Raw genomic sequence first — 18,503 nt, forward strand, 5'->3', positions numbered from 1 at the left:
CGCCTCGCCCGACAAACTGGACACCATGACTTCACACGCGGTGGATCTGGACCCGGCCGAGACAGACGAGGCATCCCTGATCGCGGCGAGCGCGATCGAACTGACCAAGGTCTACGGGTCCGGAGACACCCAGGTCACGGCCCTGGACGCGGTATCAGCCGATTTCGTGCGCGGCGAGTTCACCGCGATCATGGGTCCGTCCGGTTCCGGTAAGTCGACATTGATGCACTGCCTGGCCGGGCTGGACAGCGCCACCTCCGGCACCGTCCGCATCGGCGACACCGAGCTGACCGAACTGACCGACAAACAGATGACGAAGCTGCGGCGGGACCGGATCGGTTTCGTCTTCCAGGCGTTCAACCTGGTGCCGACGCTGACCGCGCTGGAAAACATCACCCTGCCGCTGGATATCGCGAACCGGGAACCTGACCGTGCCTGGCTCGACACCGTCCTCGACCGCCTCGGCTTGACCGGCCGGCTCACCCACCGGCCGAGCGAACTGTCCGGCGGGCAGCAGCAGCGGGTGGCGTGCGCCAGGGCGCTGGCGGGCAAACCGGAAATCATCTTCGGTGACGAACCGACCGGCAACCTGGATTCGCATTCCTCCAGCGAGGTGCTGTCGATCCTGCGGACCGCGGTCGACGAATTCGGACAGACCGTCGTCATCGTCACCCACGACCCGCACGCCGCCTCGTACGCCGACCGCGTGGTATTCCTCGCCGATGGCAGCATCGTCGACGAACTACGCGACCCCACCGCCGACTCGGTGCTGGACCGGATGAAGGCCCTGGAGACACGGTGATGGCGGCCAACCCTATGCGCAAGGTGGCCTTGCGCAACCTCGCCGCGCACAAGGTGCGGCTGGCGCTGACGTTGCTGTCGGTGGTGCTGGGCACCGCGTTCATCGCAGGCTCGTTCGTGTTCACCGATACCCTGCAGCGCACCTTCGACGGGATCTACGCCGACGAAGCCAAGGGTGTCGCGGTCCGGGTGAGCCCGCAGGAGCGGCAGTCGATGGGCGTACCGCAGCAGGTGGTCGACCAGATCACCGATATGGACGGGGTGGGCGCGGTCGCGCCGAACGTGAACGGGCCGTTGGTACTGCTCGACCCCACCGGGAAGAAGGCGGTGCAGACCGGTGGCGCGCCCAGCTGGGGCGAATCGTATATGCCTCCCGAACGTGCGGTAGCCGAACCGGAGCGGTTCGTGGCGGGCGCTGCGCCTGCGCAGCCGGGCGAGATAGCGATCAATACCGGGGGCGCAGAACGGGCCGGGCTCGAGGTCGGCGACCGGACCAAAGTGATGATCCCGTCCAAGGGGATCATCGACGTCACAGTGACCGGTATCTACGAGGTCGCGACCGATACCGGGGGCTATATCGGGGTGCTGTTCGACGACGCCCAGGCTCGGCAGCTGTTCACCGACGGCAAACACGTCGCCTATGTGGATATATCCGCCCAGGGGATCGGCGGCGACGAACTGCGCGACCGGATCGCGGCGGCGTTGCCCGACTACAAGGTGCAGAACGGGGAGCAGGTACGCGAGGAGATGCGCGCCGAGATCTCCGAGGCGCTCAACTTCATCAACTACTTCCTGCTGGCCTTCGGCGCCATCGCGCTGATCGTCGGCACCTTCATCATCTACAACACCTTCTCCATGATCGTGGCGCAGCGGTTGCGGGAGCTGGCGCTGTTGCGGGCCGTCGGCGCGAGCCGCGGGCAGGTCGGCCGCTCCGTGGTGGCCGAGGCGCTGGTGATCGGCGTGATCGGCAGCGTGATCGGTCTCGCTGCGGGTATCGCGCTCGCGTTCGGGCTGTCGGGGGCGCTCAACGCATTCGATCTGGGCTTGCCGACGGGCTCGCTGGCGGTGCGGCCGCGTACCGTGCTGGTCGGTCTCGCGGTGGGGCTACTGGTGACCGTGCTCAGCGCGTACGCACCCGCCCGCCGGGCAGCCACGATCCCGCCGGTGCAGGCGATGCGCGAAGAATTTGCCTCAACCAGCGGTGAATCGCTGCGGGTACGCACGGTGATCGGCACGGTGCTTGCGGTGGCAGGCTTGGTGTTCGTGGTGCTCGGCGCTCGCGGCACCGGCGGCACCGCGGCGACCGTTGTCGGGGTCGGCGCGCTCGCGCTGGTGTTCGCGGTGCTGTTCGTTTCGCCCGCACTGTCGCGTCCGGTGGTCGGCGCACTCGGGTTGTTGTTGCGCCCGTTCGGCCCGATCGGGCGGATGGCCCGCAACAACGCGGTGCGTAACCCGCGCCGCACCGCCGCAACCGCGTTCGCGCTCACTCTGGGGCTCATGCTGGTTTCGGCGATCGGCATGCTCGGGGCTTCCGCCAAAGCGAGCGTCGACGTCCTGGTGGACAAGGGGATGAAGGCCGACTACGTGCTGGCCGGGCCGCAGATGATCGGGGTGCCGCGCGGCGCCGCCGCTGCAGTCCGGGATTCGGTGCCCGGCGTCGCCGAGGTCGTCGCGTTACGTGGGGCCGCCGTGAAAATCGGCGACGACGACGAATTCGGTACCTCACCCGACGGGCCGATCGACGGGGTGCTCGACTACGACATCATCAGCGGCAGCGCCCAGTTCGGCGACGACGAGATCCTGCTGTCGGAGGACGAAGCCACTGAACACAGCGTGACGGCCGGAGACGCCATCACCCTCAACAGCCTGGACAACAAGAAGATCCCGGTGACGGTCGCCGGGGTCTACACCAACTCACCGCTGCTCGGCCCGATGGTGCTGCCCTCGGCGGTATACGAGCAGGTGATGCCGGTGGCGTTGCGGGTGGACGCACTGGTGCTGGTGCGGGCGCAGCCCGGAGCCGACCTGACCGCGATGCGCACCGATCTGGAACAAGCCACTGAACAGTTCGTGGTGGTGCAGGTCCAAGACAAGGAGGATTTCAAGGGCGCACAGGGCAGACAGATCAACACCATGATGGCGATCCTGTACGGGCTGCTCGCGTTGGCGGTGGTGATCGCGATCCTCGGCATCGTCAACACCCTGGCGCTGTCGGTGGTGGAGCGGCGCCGCGAAATCGGTATGTTGCGCGCGGTCGGCACCCAGCGCGCGCAGGTACGCCGCAGCATCTACCTGGAATCGATGCTGATCGCCGTATTCGGCGCCATCATCGGCGCACTGCTCGGCCTCGGCCTCGGCGTCGGCTTCCTGCGCACCCTGCGAGACCTGGGGCTGGAGGAAATCATTGTCCCGTGGGGACAGCTGGTCCTGATGCTGGTCGGCTCGGCGCTGGTAGGTGTACTGGCCGCCCTGTGGCCGGCGGTCCGCGCCGCCCGCACTCCACCGCTGGCCGCCATCTCCGACCTGTAAGGCGCGACCACCCGCCTCGAAGGGCGGGCAGCCACGCAGGTAAACCACTGTTCCGGGAGTGCGCAGGCGGGTGCTTGTTACTGCCGCTCTGGGATGTGCGGCTGACTGCCTCGGGTCTGGGGCTGTTCGTCGCATATTTGAGCCAGCGCGGTCGAGTGTTCGTTACGCCGCTTTGTGAGGTGCGGCGTTTGCCTCGGGTCAGGAGGCCGGGTGAGCCGTTGGCTGCCTCGGGTCCAGGATGTCCGTCGCATGTTTGAGCAGCGGTGCGTGTTCGAGTGCTCTCTGTGAGGTGCGGGAGCTCGCCTCGGGACGGTGAGGCTGCCTGTCAGGCGGGGTGTACCGCTGTTCGAGAAGTGCGGTCGAGCGTTTGTTACGCCGCTTTGTGAGGTGCGGCTGCCCTCGGGGGGGGGTGTCTGTCACTCGGGTGAGCCGCAGTTCGGGGGTGCAGACGAGCGCTCGATACCACAGCTCGGCTCACCTCGAAGGTGGTGGGCCTGGTCATCCGGCGGGGGCGGTCGCTTATGTCGTGCCGCTCGACCAGCTGGACAGGTCGCTGCGGTTGAGGGTTTGGGCCAGTAGTTCGGGGAATCGGTCGGGGGTGCAGGCGAAGGCCGGGACGCCGAGCGCGGCCAGGGCGGCGGCGTTATCGCGGTCGTAGGACGGTGCACCGTCGTCGGACAGCGCCAGTAGCACCACCACCTGTACGCCGGATTCACGCAGTGTGTTTATTCGGCGCAGCATCTCCTCGCGGATACCGCCCTCGTACAGGTCGGAGATGAGGAAGAAGACCGTATCGTCGGGGCGGGTGACCAGCGACTGGGAATAGGCGATGGCCCGGTTGATATCGGTGCCGCCGCCGAGTTGCGTGCCGAACAGCACCTCCACCGGATCCGACAGTTGCTCGGTCAGATCCACCACTTCGGTGTCGAACACCACCAGTGAGATGCGCAGCGACCGCATCGACGCCAGCACCGCACCGAATACCGACGCGTACACCACGCTCGAGGCCATCGAACCGGATTGGTCGATCGCCAGGATCACGTCCCGGTGCACCGCGTGGGCGCGGCGGCCGTAGCCGACCAACCGTTCGGCGATGATGGTGCGCTGCTCGGGCAGATAGTTGGCGAGATTGCGGCGGATGGTGCGGTCGAAGTCGATATCGCGCGGCTTGGGGCGGCTCACCCGGGCAGCTCGGTTGAGCGCGCCGCTGACCGCGGCCACGGTGCGTGAGGCGATCCGCTCCTCGATCTCGCGCACCACCTTCGCCACCACCGCCCGCGCAGTCGCCCTGGTGGTTTCCGGTATCACCCGGTTCAGGCTCAGCAAGGTCCCGACCAGATGGACATCCGGTTCCACCGCCTCCATCAGCTCCGGTTCCAGCAGCAGCTGGGTGAGTTGGAGCCGCTCCACCGCGTCGCGCTGCATCACCTCGACCACGGTGGCGGGGAAGTAATTGCGGATATCGCCGAGCCAGCGCGCCACCCGCGGCGCCGAGCCTTGTAATCCGCCGGAACGTCTGCCCTGGTCGGGGTCGGCGCTGTCGTACAGTGCCGCCAGGGCGCGGTCGATGGCCGGGTCGTCGGCTCCGCCGAGGGCGCCGAGTTCGGATTCGGCCGCCTGCCCCAGCACTAACCGCCACCGCCGGATCCGGTTGTCCTCATCGCAGCGCACCATTGCGCGATCGGCGGCACCGTTGATGTTCTCGCTCATACCGCAACTCCTAGAATCTCGGCGACGACCCGCATCGCGAGCTCACCACGTGCGAGATCGAGGCCGGTGGCCGCCGTGCTCGCTCGAGTGGGGCCGCCTGCGCGGACCGCTCGGCCGATGGCACGGCGTTCCCCGGATTCGAAGGCACCGAAAGTGCGGCGCAGCAGCGGCAGGGTTTCGACGAACTGGTCGTCGGTGAGGGTGGTCAGCCAGTCGTCGACGAGCCGTAGCAGCCCGCGGTCATGCACTAGCAGCAGCCCGCGACCACCGACGAAACCGTCGATCCAGGCCGCCTTGTCGGCGGCGCTGCTACCGACCGACAGCGCCGCCGAGAGCCGGAGCGCGGAATCGCCGGGCTCGATCACCCCGGCATCGCTGAGCAGCCGTACCACCCGCCCGGTCAGTGCGCCGTGCACGTCACCGCGGTCGGCCAGCCTGCGCAACGCGGACAGCCAGGTATCGGTGGCCTGCTCGTTGTCGCGGGTCAGGATTGCGGTGTGTGCGGTATCGAGCAGGGCGCGCAGTTCCAGCGCGGCATCGGCGCCCAAACCGGTGACGGCGGCGGGCAGCCCGGCGCAGATGCGCACCAGCATGCCGTCGGCCACCTGGGTGAGTGCAGCGGTGTCGGTGCCGCGCACGTCCCCGTACCGCAGTGTCCGCACCAGACCGGGTAGCGCGGTCAGCAGGTGACTCACGTCGTGGTCGACCGCGGCCGCCGACGCCAAGCGCGCGATCAGACCGTCGGTAGCACCGCCCAGATCGGCGAGCAGCGCCAACTCCAGCGCGTCGGTGAGGTCGCCGACACCGCTGTCGTCGCGGGAAGCGGTGTCGAGGATCTTCGCCTCGGCTGCGCCGCGCACCGTGGTGCCCCAGCGCGCCGCCTCGATGACGGCGACGGCGAATTCGGGCCGCCACTGCAGCGTCCAGGTCTCCCGGAAGGTGCCGGTCGAGCGGACCTCGCTGTCGGTGCGGGTGCCCCAGGCCACGTCGAGCAGCCGCAGCCGGTGCAGCAGCCGTGATTTCGCGATATCGCGTTCCTTGCGCAGATCCAGGTCGACGGTTCTCATCAGCGGGTCGAGTTTCATACGCAGGGAACGCAGCTGTGCGCGCAGATCGACGTCCAGCGCGACCGCGGGCACCCCCTCGGGTACCGCGCCGAGTTCCTCGCCCACCACCAATTCCGCGCCGATCAGCCGCAGCATCGTCTCGTCGCCCTCGCACAGCACCGCGCGGGTTGCCTCGGTGACCTCCGACAGCCCCGCCAGGGGCCTGCCACGCAAGGTGGCCAAAGACTCGGCGAGCCGGACCGATTCGATGATGTGTGCACTAGACACCGGCAGATCGTGCCTCCGCAACACAGTCGCGACCTTGGTCAACCATGCTGCGACGGGCTGCTCCGGCTGGACGAACAAATGGTGGTACCAGCCCGGCGATGTCACGCCCGCGCCGTACCCGGACGCCGACGTCAGCCGTGAATGCGTCCACGGCACCCACGTCGTGCGCGCCTTCACCTTCGGCATCCCCTTCAGCAACCGGGTATCGGCCGCCGTCGGACCGAGCGGCCCGGCCAGCGCAGGCGCATGCCACGCCCCGCACACCACAGCGACCCGTTGCGCACCCGCTTTCAACGTCTTCCGCAGCACCTGCCGCATATACGCCTCGCGACGCAAAGTATGAGCATCGATTCCCGGTGTGCTCCAGGCCGTACCTGCTGCCTCGACGTCCGCAGTGGTCGCGGTTGCGCCTGCTGTGTTATCGGATGCTGTGGTGGACGCGTCTTGGTCGGGATCGGTCGGAGTGCTGGTGGCCGCCTGGGCGGCTTTCGTGTCGCCGCCCGTGCTGCCGGATGGCGGCTGGTGGACTGCTACCTGCGGAGCGGAGGAATCTGCTCGGCTGGACCCGAAAGCCACCAGGGCCTCTGCGGCGCGCCAGAGGGGCTGTTGCGGGGAGACGTCGGCGATCGATCGCACTCCGTTGGTTGCGGTCCCGCGTGCGTTGTTGTTGGTCGATGCGGCCGTCGTGGTTCCGTTGGTGTTGCGGTCGGTGGGGTCGGCCTCCGCGTTGCCGGCTGTGTCGATCTCAGGTTTGTGGCCTGTTGGCTCGTTGCGTTCGTTGCCGCGGTTGCCGTCTGGTGGGGCCGTCGGGGGTACTGGTGACAGCGGTGATGTACTGAGGCAGGCTTCAGTGCCGGCTTCGCGTAGTGCGCTCATCGCTTCGGTGATGGCGGTGAAGATATCGGCGTCGGTGCTGGATTCGACCACTGCGTCCCACCAGCGTTCGGCGTCGTCGTAGCCTGCGGCCGCTGCGAGTTCGGACAAGGGGTCGCCGGTGCCGGGTGGGTCGTCGGCGGCGAGGACGTTGCCAGCGGGGAGATCGCAGAAGTGAACGGGGATATCGTGTTCCACCGCGTAGCGCAGCGCCTGCCATTCCGGGGAGAACGCAGCGAACGGCCAGAACGCGGCGCGGGCGGGCTCGTCGGGGACATAAGCCAGCAGCGCGACCGGCGGGCGCATTCCCTCGGCGCCGACGAAGGCGACCAGCGGGTCGGCGTCGGCGGGACCCTCGATCAGGATGGCGTCGGGGCGGAACTCCGTCAGTGCGAGCCGCAGCGAACGGGCCGAACCGGGTCCGTGGTGGCGGATGCCGAAGACGCGGGTCTGCGGGCCGGTGAGTTCGGGAGGGGTGGAGCGGGCGTCGGGTGTCCCTGCGAACAGGTGAGCATAGGGCGCCGCTTCGGTGGGGCCGACGGTGGGTGCTGCTGCGCTGGTGTTCATCCGGTCACCTCACGGCAGGCCCGGTAGAAATCGGACCACTCGTGTCGTTCTCGCACCACGGCTTCCAAATATTCGGTCCACACCACGGTGTCGGCTACCGGGTCCTTGATCACCGAACCCAATACTGCACCTGCGATATCGGAGGCCCGCAGCACACCGTCGCCGAAATGCGCCGACAGTGCGAGACCACTGGTGATCACCGAGATCGCCTCCGCAGTCGACAGCGTGCCCGACGGCGATTTGAGTTTGGTGCGACCGTCGGCGGTGATACCGGAACGCAGTTCCCGGAAGACCCGCACTACCCGCCGCACCTCCTCGGCGGCCGCGGGCACCTCGGGTAGCTCCAGTGCGGCGCCCAGCTGCGCCACCCGCCGGGTGACGATATCGACCTCTTCGGCTTCGCTGGCCGGCAACGGCAGCACGACGGTGTTGAATCGCCGCCGCAGCGCCGAGGACAGGTCGTTGACGCCGCGGTCGCGGTCGTTGGCGGTGGCGATGACGTTGAAACCCTTGGCGGCCTGGACCTCGATACCGAGTTCGGGGACCGGCAGAGTTTTCTCCGACAGGATGGTGATCAGCGCGTCCTGCACATCCGACGGGATGCGGGTGAGCTCCTCCAGCCGGGCGATCGCCCCGGTACGCATGGCCGTGAGCACCGGCGAAGGAACCAGCGCGCCCTCGCTCGGCCCCTCCGCGAGCAGTCGTGCATAGTTCCAGCCGTAGCGGATGGCCTCCTCGGCGGTGCCGGAGGTGCCTTGCACGAGCAGCGTGGAGGAGCCGCTGATGGCGGCCGAAAGATGTTCCGAAACCCACGTTTTGGCTGTTCCGGGCACTCCGAGCAGCAGCAGCGCCCGGTCGGTGGCCAACGTCGCGACGGCGACCTCCATGAGCCTGCGCGGTCCGACATATTTGGGGCTGATCACGGTTCCGTCGGCGAGGACGCCGCCGAGCAGATAGGTGACCACCGCCCAGGGCGACAGCCGCCACGACGGTGGCCGCGGCCGGTCGTCGGCGGCGGCGAGGGCACGCAGTTCGTCGGCGAAAGCCTGTTCGGCGTGCGGGTGCAGCAGCGCGGGAGCGGATTCGGGGGCGGTGGTTTCGGTGGTCAATGCAGCTCCTCGAGCGCGATCGAGCGGTGGCGAAGGTCATCGGTAATACGGTCGAACGCCTGCTGCCAGGCAGGGTCTTGGCAGCGCGGGGCGAGCGCGGCGATCTCGCGCGCGGTATCGGGAGGCAGGTGCAGGGATGCGGCCAGCAGCAGCGAGCGATGCGCGGCGGGGGAGGTGCCCTGCGCGCCGGGCCTGCGTGCCGCGGCCCGCGCCCGTTCGAACAGCAACAGGATCAGATGTTGTGCCAGTTCCCGTGGCCATGGCCGTTCGATCGCAGGCAGCAGTGCCTCGATCTCCGAGAGCCAGGAACCGTCCAGGCGCAGCAGGTGCCGGGTCCGGTCCGCCGCGGGTACCAGCGCGAACAGTTCCCTTCGGCGCAGCATCGCCTGATCGGAAGGCATACCGGCCTGGAACAGGGTCCGCGCCCAGACCGGGGCCTGCTGGGTGAGCGCGGCGTCCATCCAGCCGTCGAACAGTGGTTGACGGAATCGGTCGTCGATCCGTGCCGCGGTGGTCGTGCCCGGATCGCCGAACCGGTCGGACCAGTAGCGCAACGGTATCGCGGCCACCAGTTGACGCAGCCTGCTTGCCGCGGTGTCGGGCGCCCCCATCCAGCGGTAACTGAACTCCACACTGCGGTCGGTGATCCCGTCGCGGATGGTTGCCTCGTCCAGAGTTTCCGGGACCTGCACGACCAGTTCGAGTCGCTCCCGTTCGCCTCCGCGGTGTATCCAGGCTTCGGCGCGTTCGATCATGCGCTGTGCGAATGCCGAATCCGGTAGGCAGGCCAGTAGACCGGCCGCGTTGCGCCGCACATCGGCGCGCCGGTCGTCGAGCGCGGTTTCGAGCAGACCTTCGTCGCTGGGCGAGAGACGGTCGCCGAGCACCGCGAGCAATTCGGCTTTCAGCGGGCCCGATTCCTTGGCCCATCCGGCTGCCAGCTCGTCCCGGGCCGCAGCGGGGTCGCGATCACGCAACCGCGCCAGCCACTGTCTACGCTCCGGCGGGCTGCCCAGTCGCCACACCTCATCCGGGGCATCCGGTGCCGTGACCCCGTGCCGCACCAGCGCGTGCCATTCGGGCAACTGGGCAGCCAGCCAACTGCCGCGGCTCCCCGCCAGTCGCAGCGCCGGTTCACGCAGGTCCCGGTTGTGGTGCGCGAATTCCAACAGCGGCCCGCACAACCGGTCAGGCGCACGGTAGTTCAGCGGATCGGCGGCGGCGAACCATTCGGTCAGAAAATCCGAACGCTCCCGCAGCATCCCGGCCAGCCGGTCCGCGGCGGCGGGCGGCAGCAGCCTGCGTGGGTCGTCGGCGGCGGTATCCAGGTTCGGTTTCACCGTAGCTGCCGCCAGCCCAGCGGTAGCGAAGGCCTGTTGCAGCGCCGTGGTTTCGAGCAGCCGCACCGCGGCGTCACCTGCCAACCGTGCGGCCGCCGACGCGACCGGCGCGGGAAGGCGGTGCTCGTCCGCGGATGTGCGGGCGGTGCCCAGCAACGCGACGGACGCCAGATCGGCCAGCGCGGCAGGCGCGCCCGGCTGCGCCTCACCGGCCGAGCCGAGGTCGTTCACTTCGCCTGCCGTGAACGCCGAAATCGGGGACAGGCGCTCACCGTTCCATTCCGCGCACAGCGTCACCGGGTGGCCGCCGGAAACCGACAACAGCCGCCACGGCTCGTCCAGCGGCACCAAGGGAAGCGCCGAACCGTCGGATTCGGCGACATACCAGCCGTCGGCGCGGACCGGGAGGATATCGCGCAGCAGCACCGGCCAGCTGTCCAGCCACGGGTCGGCACCCAGCGCCTCGGCGTAGCTCTGTTTGGTGGACGCGACTTCGTTGCGGCGGGTTTGCTGTGTTTTTGGCGCGCTGGCGCGCGCGGGTTTGCGGCCCTTTGGGGCTCGCGTTTCAGCCCTCGCGACTTGCGCCTTCGGCGCGTGCGCTGCGAGGGCTGAAACGCGAGCCGGGCCGCAAACCGGACGGGGCTGGGTATGTGGGTCAGTTGGGGGTGGTTCAGGGACTGCTGGTGTCTTCGGTGTGGTCGCTGCGGAGGGTGGAACGCGAGCCGGGTCGGACACCGGGCGGGGCTCGGGTTCCGGTGGCAGGGTGGTGAACGGTTCGGGGGCGCCGTGGCGCTCGCCGAACAAGGCTCGTAGCGGTGCCGCGCCGGGGTAGTAGTGCAGGTCCGCCTCCACCATGAGGCCGGGGGCGGGTATTTCGGCGGAGAATCCGGGCCCGCCGTATACGTGTTCGAGCACCAGCGCCCAGCGCTGGGTTCGCCGTCCCAGCAACCAGGTCCGGCGGGTGTACAGGCGTTCCTCCTCGGTGAGCCGCATGCCCAGCACCATCCAGTGGTCGCGGACCGCGGGTTCGCGACGCACCGCTTCGGCGGCCGTCGGGTACCCGATATGCGTGCGCACGCTGGCAGCGAGCGCGGGCTCGAGTTCGTCGAGCTTGCGGTGCGCCGCGACCAGCAGATGCAGTCGCGCATATCGGCTGAGCAACGCCTCCGGCCAATCGGGTCGGGTGGTGACGAGTGAGGGCAGCTTGCGCAGCATGGCAGCTACTCCTGGCGCCTGCGCATCCACCATCCGCGCCGCGATCGTTTCGAACGCGCGGAAGGAACGGTCCGCCTGGGCCAGACCGGTGCGCACCTGATCCGTCAGCCAGGTGTCGAGTTCTTCCAGGCCCGCGCTCACCCGCGCCCGGCGTTGTTCGGCGGTTGCCGGGTTATCGGTGCGTGGCGCCCGCGTCGCGGCGGTCGCGGCTTTGGTGGTGCGTCCGTCGATCCAGCTCGCCGCGAAGTCGGCTCGTTCCTCCTGCTCGCCCACCTCGCCCCGCGACCAGCGCAACAGTAGCGACAGCGCGTGTTTGCACGGGAATTTCCGGCTCGGGCATGAGCAGCGGTAGGCGGGGCCGGACAGGTCGACAATGGTCTGATACGGCCGCGATCCGCTGCCCGCGCACAACCCCCACAGCGCGGTATCGGTCCATCCGTCGTCGCTCCACCGTCCGGCTAGTTTCCGGGCCGCGGTCAACGAACTGTTGTCCGGTGCCAGCGACCGCACCTGGGTTTCGGTCCATCGCTGGCTCATCGGCCGCCTTCGTTCGTCGCGTCGGTCATGTGGTCCCCCGTTCGTCGGTCGCCCGAAGTTGTATCGCAGGGCGCTGACAAGTTCCCGCCGCAAGCGTGTGGTAGCCGGAAAACATTGCGAGCGCGCCTGTTCCGTATCTGCTCGTTTGCAGCTTTCATCTTGCGTGACTCGGGTATGTCTGACATCCTGTCCTGTTCGGCTCGGCCGGGCCGCCCGGCGACGGGTGACACACCATCGAGCTGCCCGACGGGGCTGGCGAGGGGTGGACATCGGTGCGCAGGCCCAGCCTTCGATGACCAATTCCATCCCCGCGGGCAGATTCGGCCCTGGTGATACGTTCTGCCACTGCTGAATCCCGTGCAGCGGCTGGGCGAACGCCCGGTGATCGGGTAGCGTTTCGCCAAGCTTTCGTCAGCGCGATCGCGCGCGGGGACCAAGTGCCGCGGTGTGCAGGGGGTGAATGCGTATGGAATCGGCGAACGAGGCGGCGCACCCGATCCGAGTGGCCGACCTGGTCTCGCGCAGACTGGCCGCCGACCGGGCGGTTCCCACCGAAGTCGCCCGAACCGTCTTGGACGCGCTCGGCGCCACCGACAACACCGGCGACAGCGTGCCTGACAACGACGCCGATATCGTGACGGGAATCTTCCTGCGTGCCATTCGGGTCCGCGGATTCCGTGGCATCGGTCCGGAAAGCGCGCTCGAGTTGCCACCCGGGCCCGGTTTGACCTTGGTCGTCGGCCGCAACGGCAGTGGGAAATCCAGTTTCGCCGAAGCCGTCGAACTGGCGCTCACCGGGGGCAACCGACGCTGGGAGGGCCGATCGGCGGCCTGGCGGGAAGGCTGGCGCAATCTGCACGAGCCCGACGCGCGCATCGAGGTGGAACTGCTCGTCGACGGCGACTCTCCGCGCGTGGCCGTCACCAAGGAGTGGGCACCCGACGCCACATTGGCCGAAGCCGACTGGCGCCAGCACCGCGGCACCGGCACCGATATCGCCTATCCGGTCGAGGCGTGGGCATCGCCGCTCGAGCTGTATCGCCCGTTCCTGTCCTACAGCGAACTCGGCGCGCTGGTCGACGGCAAACCCAGCGAACTGTTCGACGCGCTACACCAACTGCTCGGCCTGGACGACCTGATCGTCGCGCACGAAACCATTCGGACCAGGCGGGTGGAGCTGGAACGCATCGCCCGCGCGATCCGGCGACAACGGCCGGCGCTGCTGGCCGACTTGGCCGACATCGCCGACGTCCGCGCCACCCGCGCCGCGGACCTGCTGCGTGATCCCACCACCGATCTCGACGAACTCGAGCGCGCGTTGTCCCCCGGTGGCGCTGGTATCGATCCGGAAGCGTTGCGCGCGATCGCTGCCCTCACCCTCCCCAGCGAAGCCGAGGTGACCGCCGTCGCGGACCGGCTCGCCGCATGTGGCGCAGAGGTGGACCGCCATGCCACCGCCGAAGCGCAGGCCGATATGCGGGTGCTCGAACTACTGCGTCAGGCGCGCAGGCATATGGCGGCAGGCGGGGCCTGCCACTGCCCGGTATGCGGTGCGGGCACACTCGACGACGCCTGGGCGAGCGGCGCCGATACCGCCGTCGATGAGCTGACCGCCCGGGTTGCCGCGCTGGTCGAAGCGAGAGACCGGCTCGATCAGGTGCTGACCCAGGTGTGGGCACTAGCCGAGGAGCTGCCCGTGCAGCTCGCCCCGGATGGTGCGTGCCCACCCGCCCTGGACACCGCGGCGGTATGTGACGCCTGGACCGAATGGATCGCGGCGGCGTCGGCCGACTACACCCCGGACCTGCCTCGGCGACTGACCCGCGCGCATACCCGCCTGGCCCACGAACTGCGGTTCCTCCAGCAGGGCGTCGGCAAGGAACTGGAACGGCTGGACCAGGTGTGGGCCCCGTTGGCGGCGCGTCTGACGGCCTGGGTTGCCGATGCGCGTATGGTCGCGGCGCAAGCGGGCGAACTGCGCACCACCCGGATGGCCGAAGACTGGCTCAAGTCGGCGACGGCAGGCCTGCGCGATGAGCGGATGGCTCCGCTGGAGAAAACCGCCCGCTGGGTGTGGCAGAGCCTGCGCCAGCACAGCAACGTGGAGCTGGGTGGAATCCGGTTGCAGGGCAGCGCGAACACCGCGCGGCGGGTGCTGCTCGACGTCACCGTGGACGAGGTGGACGGCGCCGCGCTAGGGGTGATGAGCCAGGGCGAATTGCATGCGCTCGGGTTGTCGCTGTTCCTGCCGCGGGCGACGGTGCCCGACAGCCCGTTCCGTTTCGTGCTGATCGACGACCCGGTGCAGGCCATGGACCCGGCGAAGGTGGACGGCCTCGCCAGGGTGCTCGCCACGGTCGCGTGGAACCGGCAGGTCATTGTGTTCACCCACGACGAACGCCTGGCCGAGGCAGTGCGCCGGATGCAGATCGATGCGCACGTGCTGGAGGTGCAGCGGCGGGAGCGGTCGGTGGTGGAGGTCAGGGTGTCCAGTGATCCGGTGCGCCGCTATCTGGACGACGCACGCGCCCTGACCCGCACCCCGCAGCTGCCACCCGCGATCGCCGACGAACTCGTTGCCACCTGCTGCCGCTCCGCGTTGGAGGCCGCGAGCTTGGCCAGGGTGCGCCGGACCATGCTCGACGACGGAGTCGACCACCGCGAGGTACAGCGGCATATCGATACCGCGCAATCCACCCGGGCAATGGTGGCGCTGGCGGTGCTCGGTGTGTCCGGGCGTATCGAGGACCTGAACAAACGGTTGGCCAAGGAAGGTAGATGGGCGGTGGACGCATTACGTGACGCGACCGCGGGCGCGCATGTGCCCATCAGCCGGGACGTGTCCGAACTGATCGCCGACACCGAAAAACTCGTCGACTGGTTGTCCCGGTGAGCGCGGGCAACCGGCGCGGCGGCCCGGCGCGTTCGAGTCGCCGCAGGCCCGACCGCCACCGCCGTCCCGGCCGGAGACCGAACCCGCCGGAGGCGCCCAGGCCGTCCGTCGCGCAACGGCTGGAAACTGTCGACCGGCTGCTCGCCGGAACGGTGACCGACGCGGGCGGTCTCTGGCCGCGCGCCACCGCCTGGATTCTGCGGATAGCGTTGGAACAGCTCGTCGACGAACTGTGGGCCAGGGTCGCACCGGAGCTGATGCGCTGCCCGATGCGCGCGCAACTGCTGGCGCTGCGGGCCTTCACCGGCCCGTTCACCGCCGCGCGTATCGCCACCCTGTGGAGTGCGCTGTCGCATGCCACCCACCACCACGACTACGAGCTCGCCCCCGGTGCGACGGAGTTGCGGCGCTGGCGGGAAGAAACCGCTGCCATCGCCGCCGACCTGTCAGCTGTGCGATGAGCCAGGGCGACCGTCGAGCCGCCGACGTGCGCAACCCAGAGCTCGGGTCTTCCGGGCGGTCGCTGCTGTCTCTTGAACCGCTGTACCCGCGGGGTCTCTCGGCCGGGCGGTTGGTGTCGTCGCTGGTCCACCGATCCAGCATTCAGCCGTCCGTCATCCGTGCGGCCGGTCAGCGCAATTTGCGGGGTGGCCCGCTGACGAGGTGGTCGATCATTCCGTATTCGCGCGCCTGTTCCGCAGTGAACCAGCGGTCGCGGTCCCAGTCCTCGAGGATCTGCTCGTAGCTCTGCCCGGTGTGCTGGGCGGTCAGTTCAGCCATCTGCCGTTTGGTGTAGGCGTGCTGTTCGGCCATGATTTCGATATCCGCGGCTGCGCCACCGATCACACCGGACGGTTGATGCATCAGGATCCTGGTGTGCGGCAGAGCGTACCGTTTGCCCTTTGCGCCGCAGGTGAGCAGGAATTGGCCCATCGATCCGGCCAGACCCATGGCGTAGGTCGCCACATCGCACGGGACATAGTGCATGGTGTCGTAGATCGCCATACCCGCGTCGACGGAGCCACCGGGGGAGTTGATGTAGAAGCTGATGTCGGCGGCCGGGTCTTCGGCGGCCAGCAGCAGTAGCTGGGCGCACAGCCGGTTGGCGATTTCGTCGTCCACTTGTGCGCCGAGGAAGACGACCCGCTCACGCAGAAGACGCTCGAGTACCGATTCGTCGAGGGTGATGCCGCTGGTTGTCATAGTTCGAGGGTAGGTATCGGCGGCGCTCGCCGGAACCGCAGCTCACCGGGGGTGAGTTTCGCTTGTGGTGAAAGCGCTACACAATCGACGGCATGGACGATTCGCAGCCGTGCCCGTGCCGGCGCGGCGACACTTTCGGCGCATGCTGTGGCCCCATCCTCGCGGGTGAACGCGCCGCCCCCAGCGCCGAAGCCCTGATGCGCTCCCGCTATACCGCGTTCGTCGTGGGCGACGCCGACTACCTGCTGCGCTCCTGGCATGCGCGGACCCGGCCGCCGCGGCTGGAACTCGACCCCGAACGGCGCTGGCTGTTCCTGGACGTCCAGCGCACCGAGCGCGGCGGTCCCTTCGACGACGACGGCATCGTGGAGTTCACCGCCCACTACCGCGACGGCAACGGACGCGGCGCGTTGCATGAGGTCAGCCGGTTCCGCAAGGAGGAAGGGGCCTGGCGTTACCTTGACGGAGTCGTCGACGCCTGAGTGGGCAACGGCCGGCAGCATCGGTTCTCGACCAGTAGTGCCCCGGTAGGGTCGGCGCATGGCACGTGTCGCGATCGAGTACTGCACCCAGTGCCGCTGGTTGCTGCGGGCGAGCTGGATGGCGCAGGAGCTGCTGACCACCTTCACCACCGATCTCGGCGAGGTCGCGCTGATCCCCGGCACCGGCGGAGTCTTCCGCATCACCGTCGACGACGAACAGATATGGGAACGCAAAACCGACGGCGGCTTCCCCGATATCGCCGTACTCAAACAGCGGGTTCGGGACCGCGTGGCACCCGAACGCGACCTCGGCCACACCGATCGCACCTCCGGCTGAGGCGAGCCGACCCGAGCTGTCAGGCGCAGCAGCCCCCACCGCAGCAGCCGCCGCCACTCGGCGCGGCGGGCGCCGGACTCGGCGCGCTCCCCGCAGCCCGGCCGACGGTGGCGAATGTGGTGAGCAGCTTGACCGTGTCGTCATGGCCGCTGGGGCACTGCGCGGGATCCGACGACTGCGCCATCGGACGATTCACTTCGAACGTGTCGCCGCAACTGCGGCACCGAAAGCTGTAACTCGGCATGTGGTGAGTGTAGACACCTCGTTCTCGCACCACGACGCGCTGAAACACTTGGCGGGATCGGTGGCACCTGCCCTCCATTGGCGACACGCCGGGGACTGCTCGCTGTTGTGACGTACGTCAAGAGGCGCAGATTTCGCGTTGAGCAGGGACGTACCCTCGAAATCAGAGGTATGAGGAGGTCTGCGATGAGCACTCGGTTCTTCGAGACGGCGCCCGGCCTGGACGGTACCGAGCCGGTAGCGCGCACGGAATACGGCGCGGTCCGCGGGATGCGTACCGGTTCGTCCTTCGTCTGGCGCGGGATCCCTTACGCTGCGCCGGTCTCGGGGCCGCATCGTTTCCGGCTGCCGCGGCGGCCGCAACCGTGGGACGGAGTGCGCGACTGTTTCACCGACGGACAGGTCGCACCGCAGAACATGGACAACACCGTGCCCATCGATCGGTCGCTGGCGATGGGGGAGGACTGCCTGTGGCTCAATATCTGGGCGCCCGCCGCGACCAGCGACGTACCGCGCCCGGTGCTGGTATGGGTGCACGGCGGAGCCTACTGTCTCGGCACCGCAGCCCAGGGCGTCTACGACGGCCGGAAACTGTCCGAAACCGGTGATGTCGTCGTGGTCACCGTGAATTACCGGGTCGGCGCGTTCGGTTTCCTCGATCTGTCCTCGCTGTCCCCGGATTTCACGCCGAACCTGGGCTTGCACGATCAGATCGCCGCACTGGAATGGGTGCGCGACAATATCGCCTCCTTCGGAGGCGACCCGGACAACGTCACCCTGTTCGGTGAATCCTCCGGCGCCGGTTGCGTCACTGCTCTGCTCACCGCGCCACGGGTGGCCGGGCTGTTCCATCGGGCGATCGCGCAAAGCCCGCCCGCGACCACCGTTTTCGGTCCCGAACGCGCCGCCGGGGTCGCCGAGCGTTTCCTCGAATTGCTCGAGCTGCCGCGGGAACGGGCAGGTGAACTGGTCGAACTTCCTCTGGACCGCATCACCGACGCCGCCGCCATTTTGATGGACGAGGTGCCGGTGCAGGTGCCGGGAACGTTGGCCGCCGCGCCCGTGGTCGACGGCGAACTGCTGCCTGGCTATCCCACCGACCGGTTCCAGCAAGGGTTTTCGCATCGGGTGCCGCTGCTGATCGGCACCAACAAGGACGAATCGTCGCTGTTCCGCCTGTTCCGTTCCCCGATCATGCCGGTCACCCCGGAGGCGGTGAACGCCATGCTCAACGGGGTACGGGACAGTCACCCCGGCCTGTCGCACGAGCGGATCGCCGAAATCACCGCCGCCTACCCGGATCTGGCGAAATCGCGTGGTGCGCTGGCCA

At 68.5% G+C, this 18,503-nt stretch carries 13 protein-coding genes; 7 read left to right on the forward strand and 6 right to left on the reverse strand.

Translation table 11 applies throughout. The annotated features are described in order from the left end of the window. Positions 1 to 25: 25 nt before the first annotated feature. Together B0T44_RS17095 and B0T44_RS17100 are read left to right on the forward strand one after the other, a co-directional pair. Positions 26 to 802, forward strand: a complete 777-nt coding sequence (locus B0T44_RS17095) for an ABC transporter ATP-binding protein (protein ID WP_077114705.1) — start codon at positions 26 to 28, stop codon at positions 800 to 802. Next, positions 802 to 3,330 (forward strand): ABC transporter permease, encoded by a 2,529-nt coding sequence (locus tag B0T44_RS17100; RefSeq protein ID WP_077114706.1) that lies wholly within the window; start codon positions 802 to 804, stop codon positions 3,328 to 3,330. The genes B0T44_RS17095 and B0T44_RS17100 overlap by 1 nt, the downstream gene beginning before the upstream one ends. Positions 3,331 to 3,849: 519 nt before the next feature. Here B0T44_RS17100 and B0T44_RS17105 read toward each other — a convergent pair. Genes B0T44_RS17105 through B0T44_RS28095 form a run of 4 tightly spaced genes read right to left on the reverse strand, consistent with a single transcriptional unit; the run spans position 3,850 to position 12,015 of the window. Next, positions 3,850 to 5,004 (reverse strand): VWA domain-containing protein, encoded by a 1,155-nt coding sequence (locus B0T44_RS17105; protein ID WP_077114793.1) that lies wholly within the window; start codon positions 5,002 to 5,004, stop codon positions 3,850 to 3,852. A 32-nt stretch (positions 5,005 to 5,036) separates the two neighbouring features. After that, on the reverse strand, positions 5,037 to 7,814 hold the full coding sequence (locus B0T44_RS28090) for a DUF5682 family protein (protein WP_254854123.1): 2,778 nt from the start codon (positions 7,812 to 7,814) through the stop codon (positions 5,037 to 5,039). Then, positions 7,811 to 8,923, reverse strand: a complete 1,113-nt coding sequence (locus tag B0T44_RS17115; RefSeq protein WP_077114707.1) for an ATP-binding protein — start codon at positions 8,921 to 8,923, stop codon at positions 7,811 to 7,813. Before B0T44_RS17115 ends, B0T44_RS28090 begins: the two co-directional genes overlap by 4 nt. After that, positions 8,920 to 12,015, reverse strand: coding sequence for an SWIM zinc finger family protein (locus B0T44_RS28095; protein ID WP_254893691.1), 3,096 nt, complete (start codon positions 12,013 to 12,015; stop codon positions 8,920 to 8,922). Before B0T44_RS28095 ends, B0T44_RS17115 begins: the two co-directional genes overlap by 4 nt. Positions 12,016 to 12,481: 466 nt before the next feature. Between B0T44_RS28095 and B0T44_RS17125 the strand changes: the two genes are divergently transcribed. Together B0T44_RS17125 and B0T44_RS17130 are read left to right on the forward strand one after the other, a co-directional pair. Then, the gene (locus B0T44_RS17125; protein ID WP_077121619.1) at positions 12,482 to 14,908 is read left to right on the forward strand and encodes an AAA family ATPase; all 2,427 of its coding nucleotides are present in this window, start codon (positions 12,482 to 12,484) and stop codon (positions 14,906 to 14,908) included. Then, positions 14,905 to 15,369: a hypothetical protein gene (locus tag B0T44_RS17130; protein ID WP_245839660.1), complete on the forward strand. Its 465-nt coding sequence runs from the start codon at positions 14,905 to 14,907 to the stop codon at positions 15,367 to 15,369. The genes B0T44_RS17125 and B0T44_RS17130 overlap by 4 nt, the downstream gene beginning before the upstream one ends. Positions 15,370 to 15,538: 169 nt before the next feature. Here B0T44_RS17130 and B0T44_RS17135 read toward each other — a convergent pair whose 3' ends face one another. After that, a complete protein-coding gene (locus B0T44_RS17135) occupies positions 15,539 to 16,111 on the reverse strand; it encodes an ATP-dependent Clp protease proteolytic subunit (RefSeq protein ID WP_077121617.1) in 573 nt (190 codons plus the stop codon). 92 nt (positions 16,112 to 16,203) lie between these two features. On the opposite strand from B0T44_RS17135, the gene B0T44_RS17140 reads away from it, so the two are divergent. Together B0T44_RS17140 and B0T44_RS17145 are read left to right on the forward strand one after the other, a co-directional pair. Then, entirely contained in the window at positions 16,204 to 16,593 is a 390-nt protein-coding gene (locus B0T44_RS17140; protein ID WP_077121615.1) for a YchJ family protein, read from the forward strand. Positions 16,594 to 16,651: 58 nt separating this feature from the next. Then, positions 16,652 to 16,930, forward strand: a complete 279-nt coding sequence (locus B0T44_RS17145) for an Rdx family protein (RefSeq protein WP_077121613.1) — start codon at positions 16,652 to 16,654, stop codon at positions 16,928 to 16,930. 19 nt (positions 16,931 to 16,949) lie between these two features. On the opposite strand, the gene B0T44_RS17150 is transcribed toward B0T44_RS17145, so the two are convergent. Beyond that, entirely contained in the window at positions 16,950 to 17,252 is a 303-nt protein-coding gene (locus tag B0T44_RS17150; RefSeq protein ID WP_368026131.1) for an FmdB family zinc ribbon protein, read from the reverse strand. A gap of 107 nt (positions 17,253 to 17,359) precedes the next feature. Between B0T44_RS17150 and B0T44_RS17155 the strand changes: the two genes are divergently transcribed. After that, positions 17,360 to 18,503, forward strand: a 1,144-nt coding sequence (locus B0T44_RS17155) for a carboxylesterase/lipase family protein (protein WP_081512240.1), incomplete at its 3' end; no start/stop codon positions are given.

Source organism: Nocardia donostiensis (genome assembly GCF_002081715.1).
GTDB classification, from domain to species: Bacteria; Actinomycetota; Actinomycetes; order Mycobacteriales; family Mycobacteriaceae; genus Nocardia; species Nocardia donostiensis.

What these genes read in the sequence shown, in the direction of transcription:
- B0T44_RS17095 (WP_077114705.1), top strand. Translation starts at nt 26, where the DNA reads ATGACTTCACACGCGGTGGATCTGGACCCGGCCGAGACAGACGAGGCA.
- B0T44_RS17145 (WP_077121613.1), top strand. Translation starts at nt 16,652, where the DNA reads ATGGCACGTGTCGCGATCGAGTACTGCACCCAGTGCCGCTGGTTGCTG.
- B0T44_RS28090 (WP_254854123.1), bottom strand. Translation starts at nt 7,814, where the DNA reads ATGAACACCAGCGCAGCAGCACCCACCGTCGGCCCCACCGAAGCGGCG.
- B0T44_RS17150 (WP_368026131.1), bottom strand. Translation starts at nt 17,252, where the DNA reads ATGGAGGGCAGGTGCCACCGATCCCGCCAAGTGTTTCAGCGCGTCGTG.
- B0T44_RS17140 (WP_077121615.1), top strand. Translation starts at nt 16,204, where the DNA reads ATGGACGATTCGCAGCCGTGCCCGTGCCGGCGCGGCGACACTTTCGGC.
- B0T44_RS17100 (WP_077114706.1), top strand. Translation starts at nt 802, where the DNA reads ATGGCGGCCAACCCTATGCGCAAGGTGGCCTTGCGCAACCTCGCCGCG.
- B0T44_RS17135 (WP_077121617.1), bottom strand. Translation starts at nt 16,111, where the DNA reads ATGACAACCAGCGGCATCACCCTCGACGAATCGGTACTCGAGCGTCTT.
- B0T44_RS17105 (WP_077114793.1), bottom strand. Translation starts at nt 5,004, where the DNA reads ATGGTGCGCTGCGATGAGGACAACCGGATCCGGCGGTGGCGGTTAGTG.
- B0T44_RS17125 (WP_077121619.1), top strand. Translation starts at nt 12,482, where the DNA reads ATGGAATCGGCGAACGAGGCGGCGCACCCGATCCGAGTGGCCGACCTG.
- B0T44_RS28095 (WP_254893691.1), bottom strand. Translation starts at nt 12,015, where the DNA reads ATGAGCCAGCGATGGACCGAAACCCAGGTGCGGTCGCTGGCACCGGAC.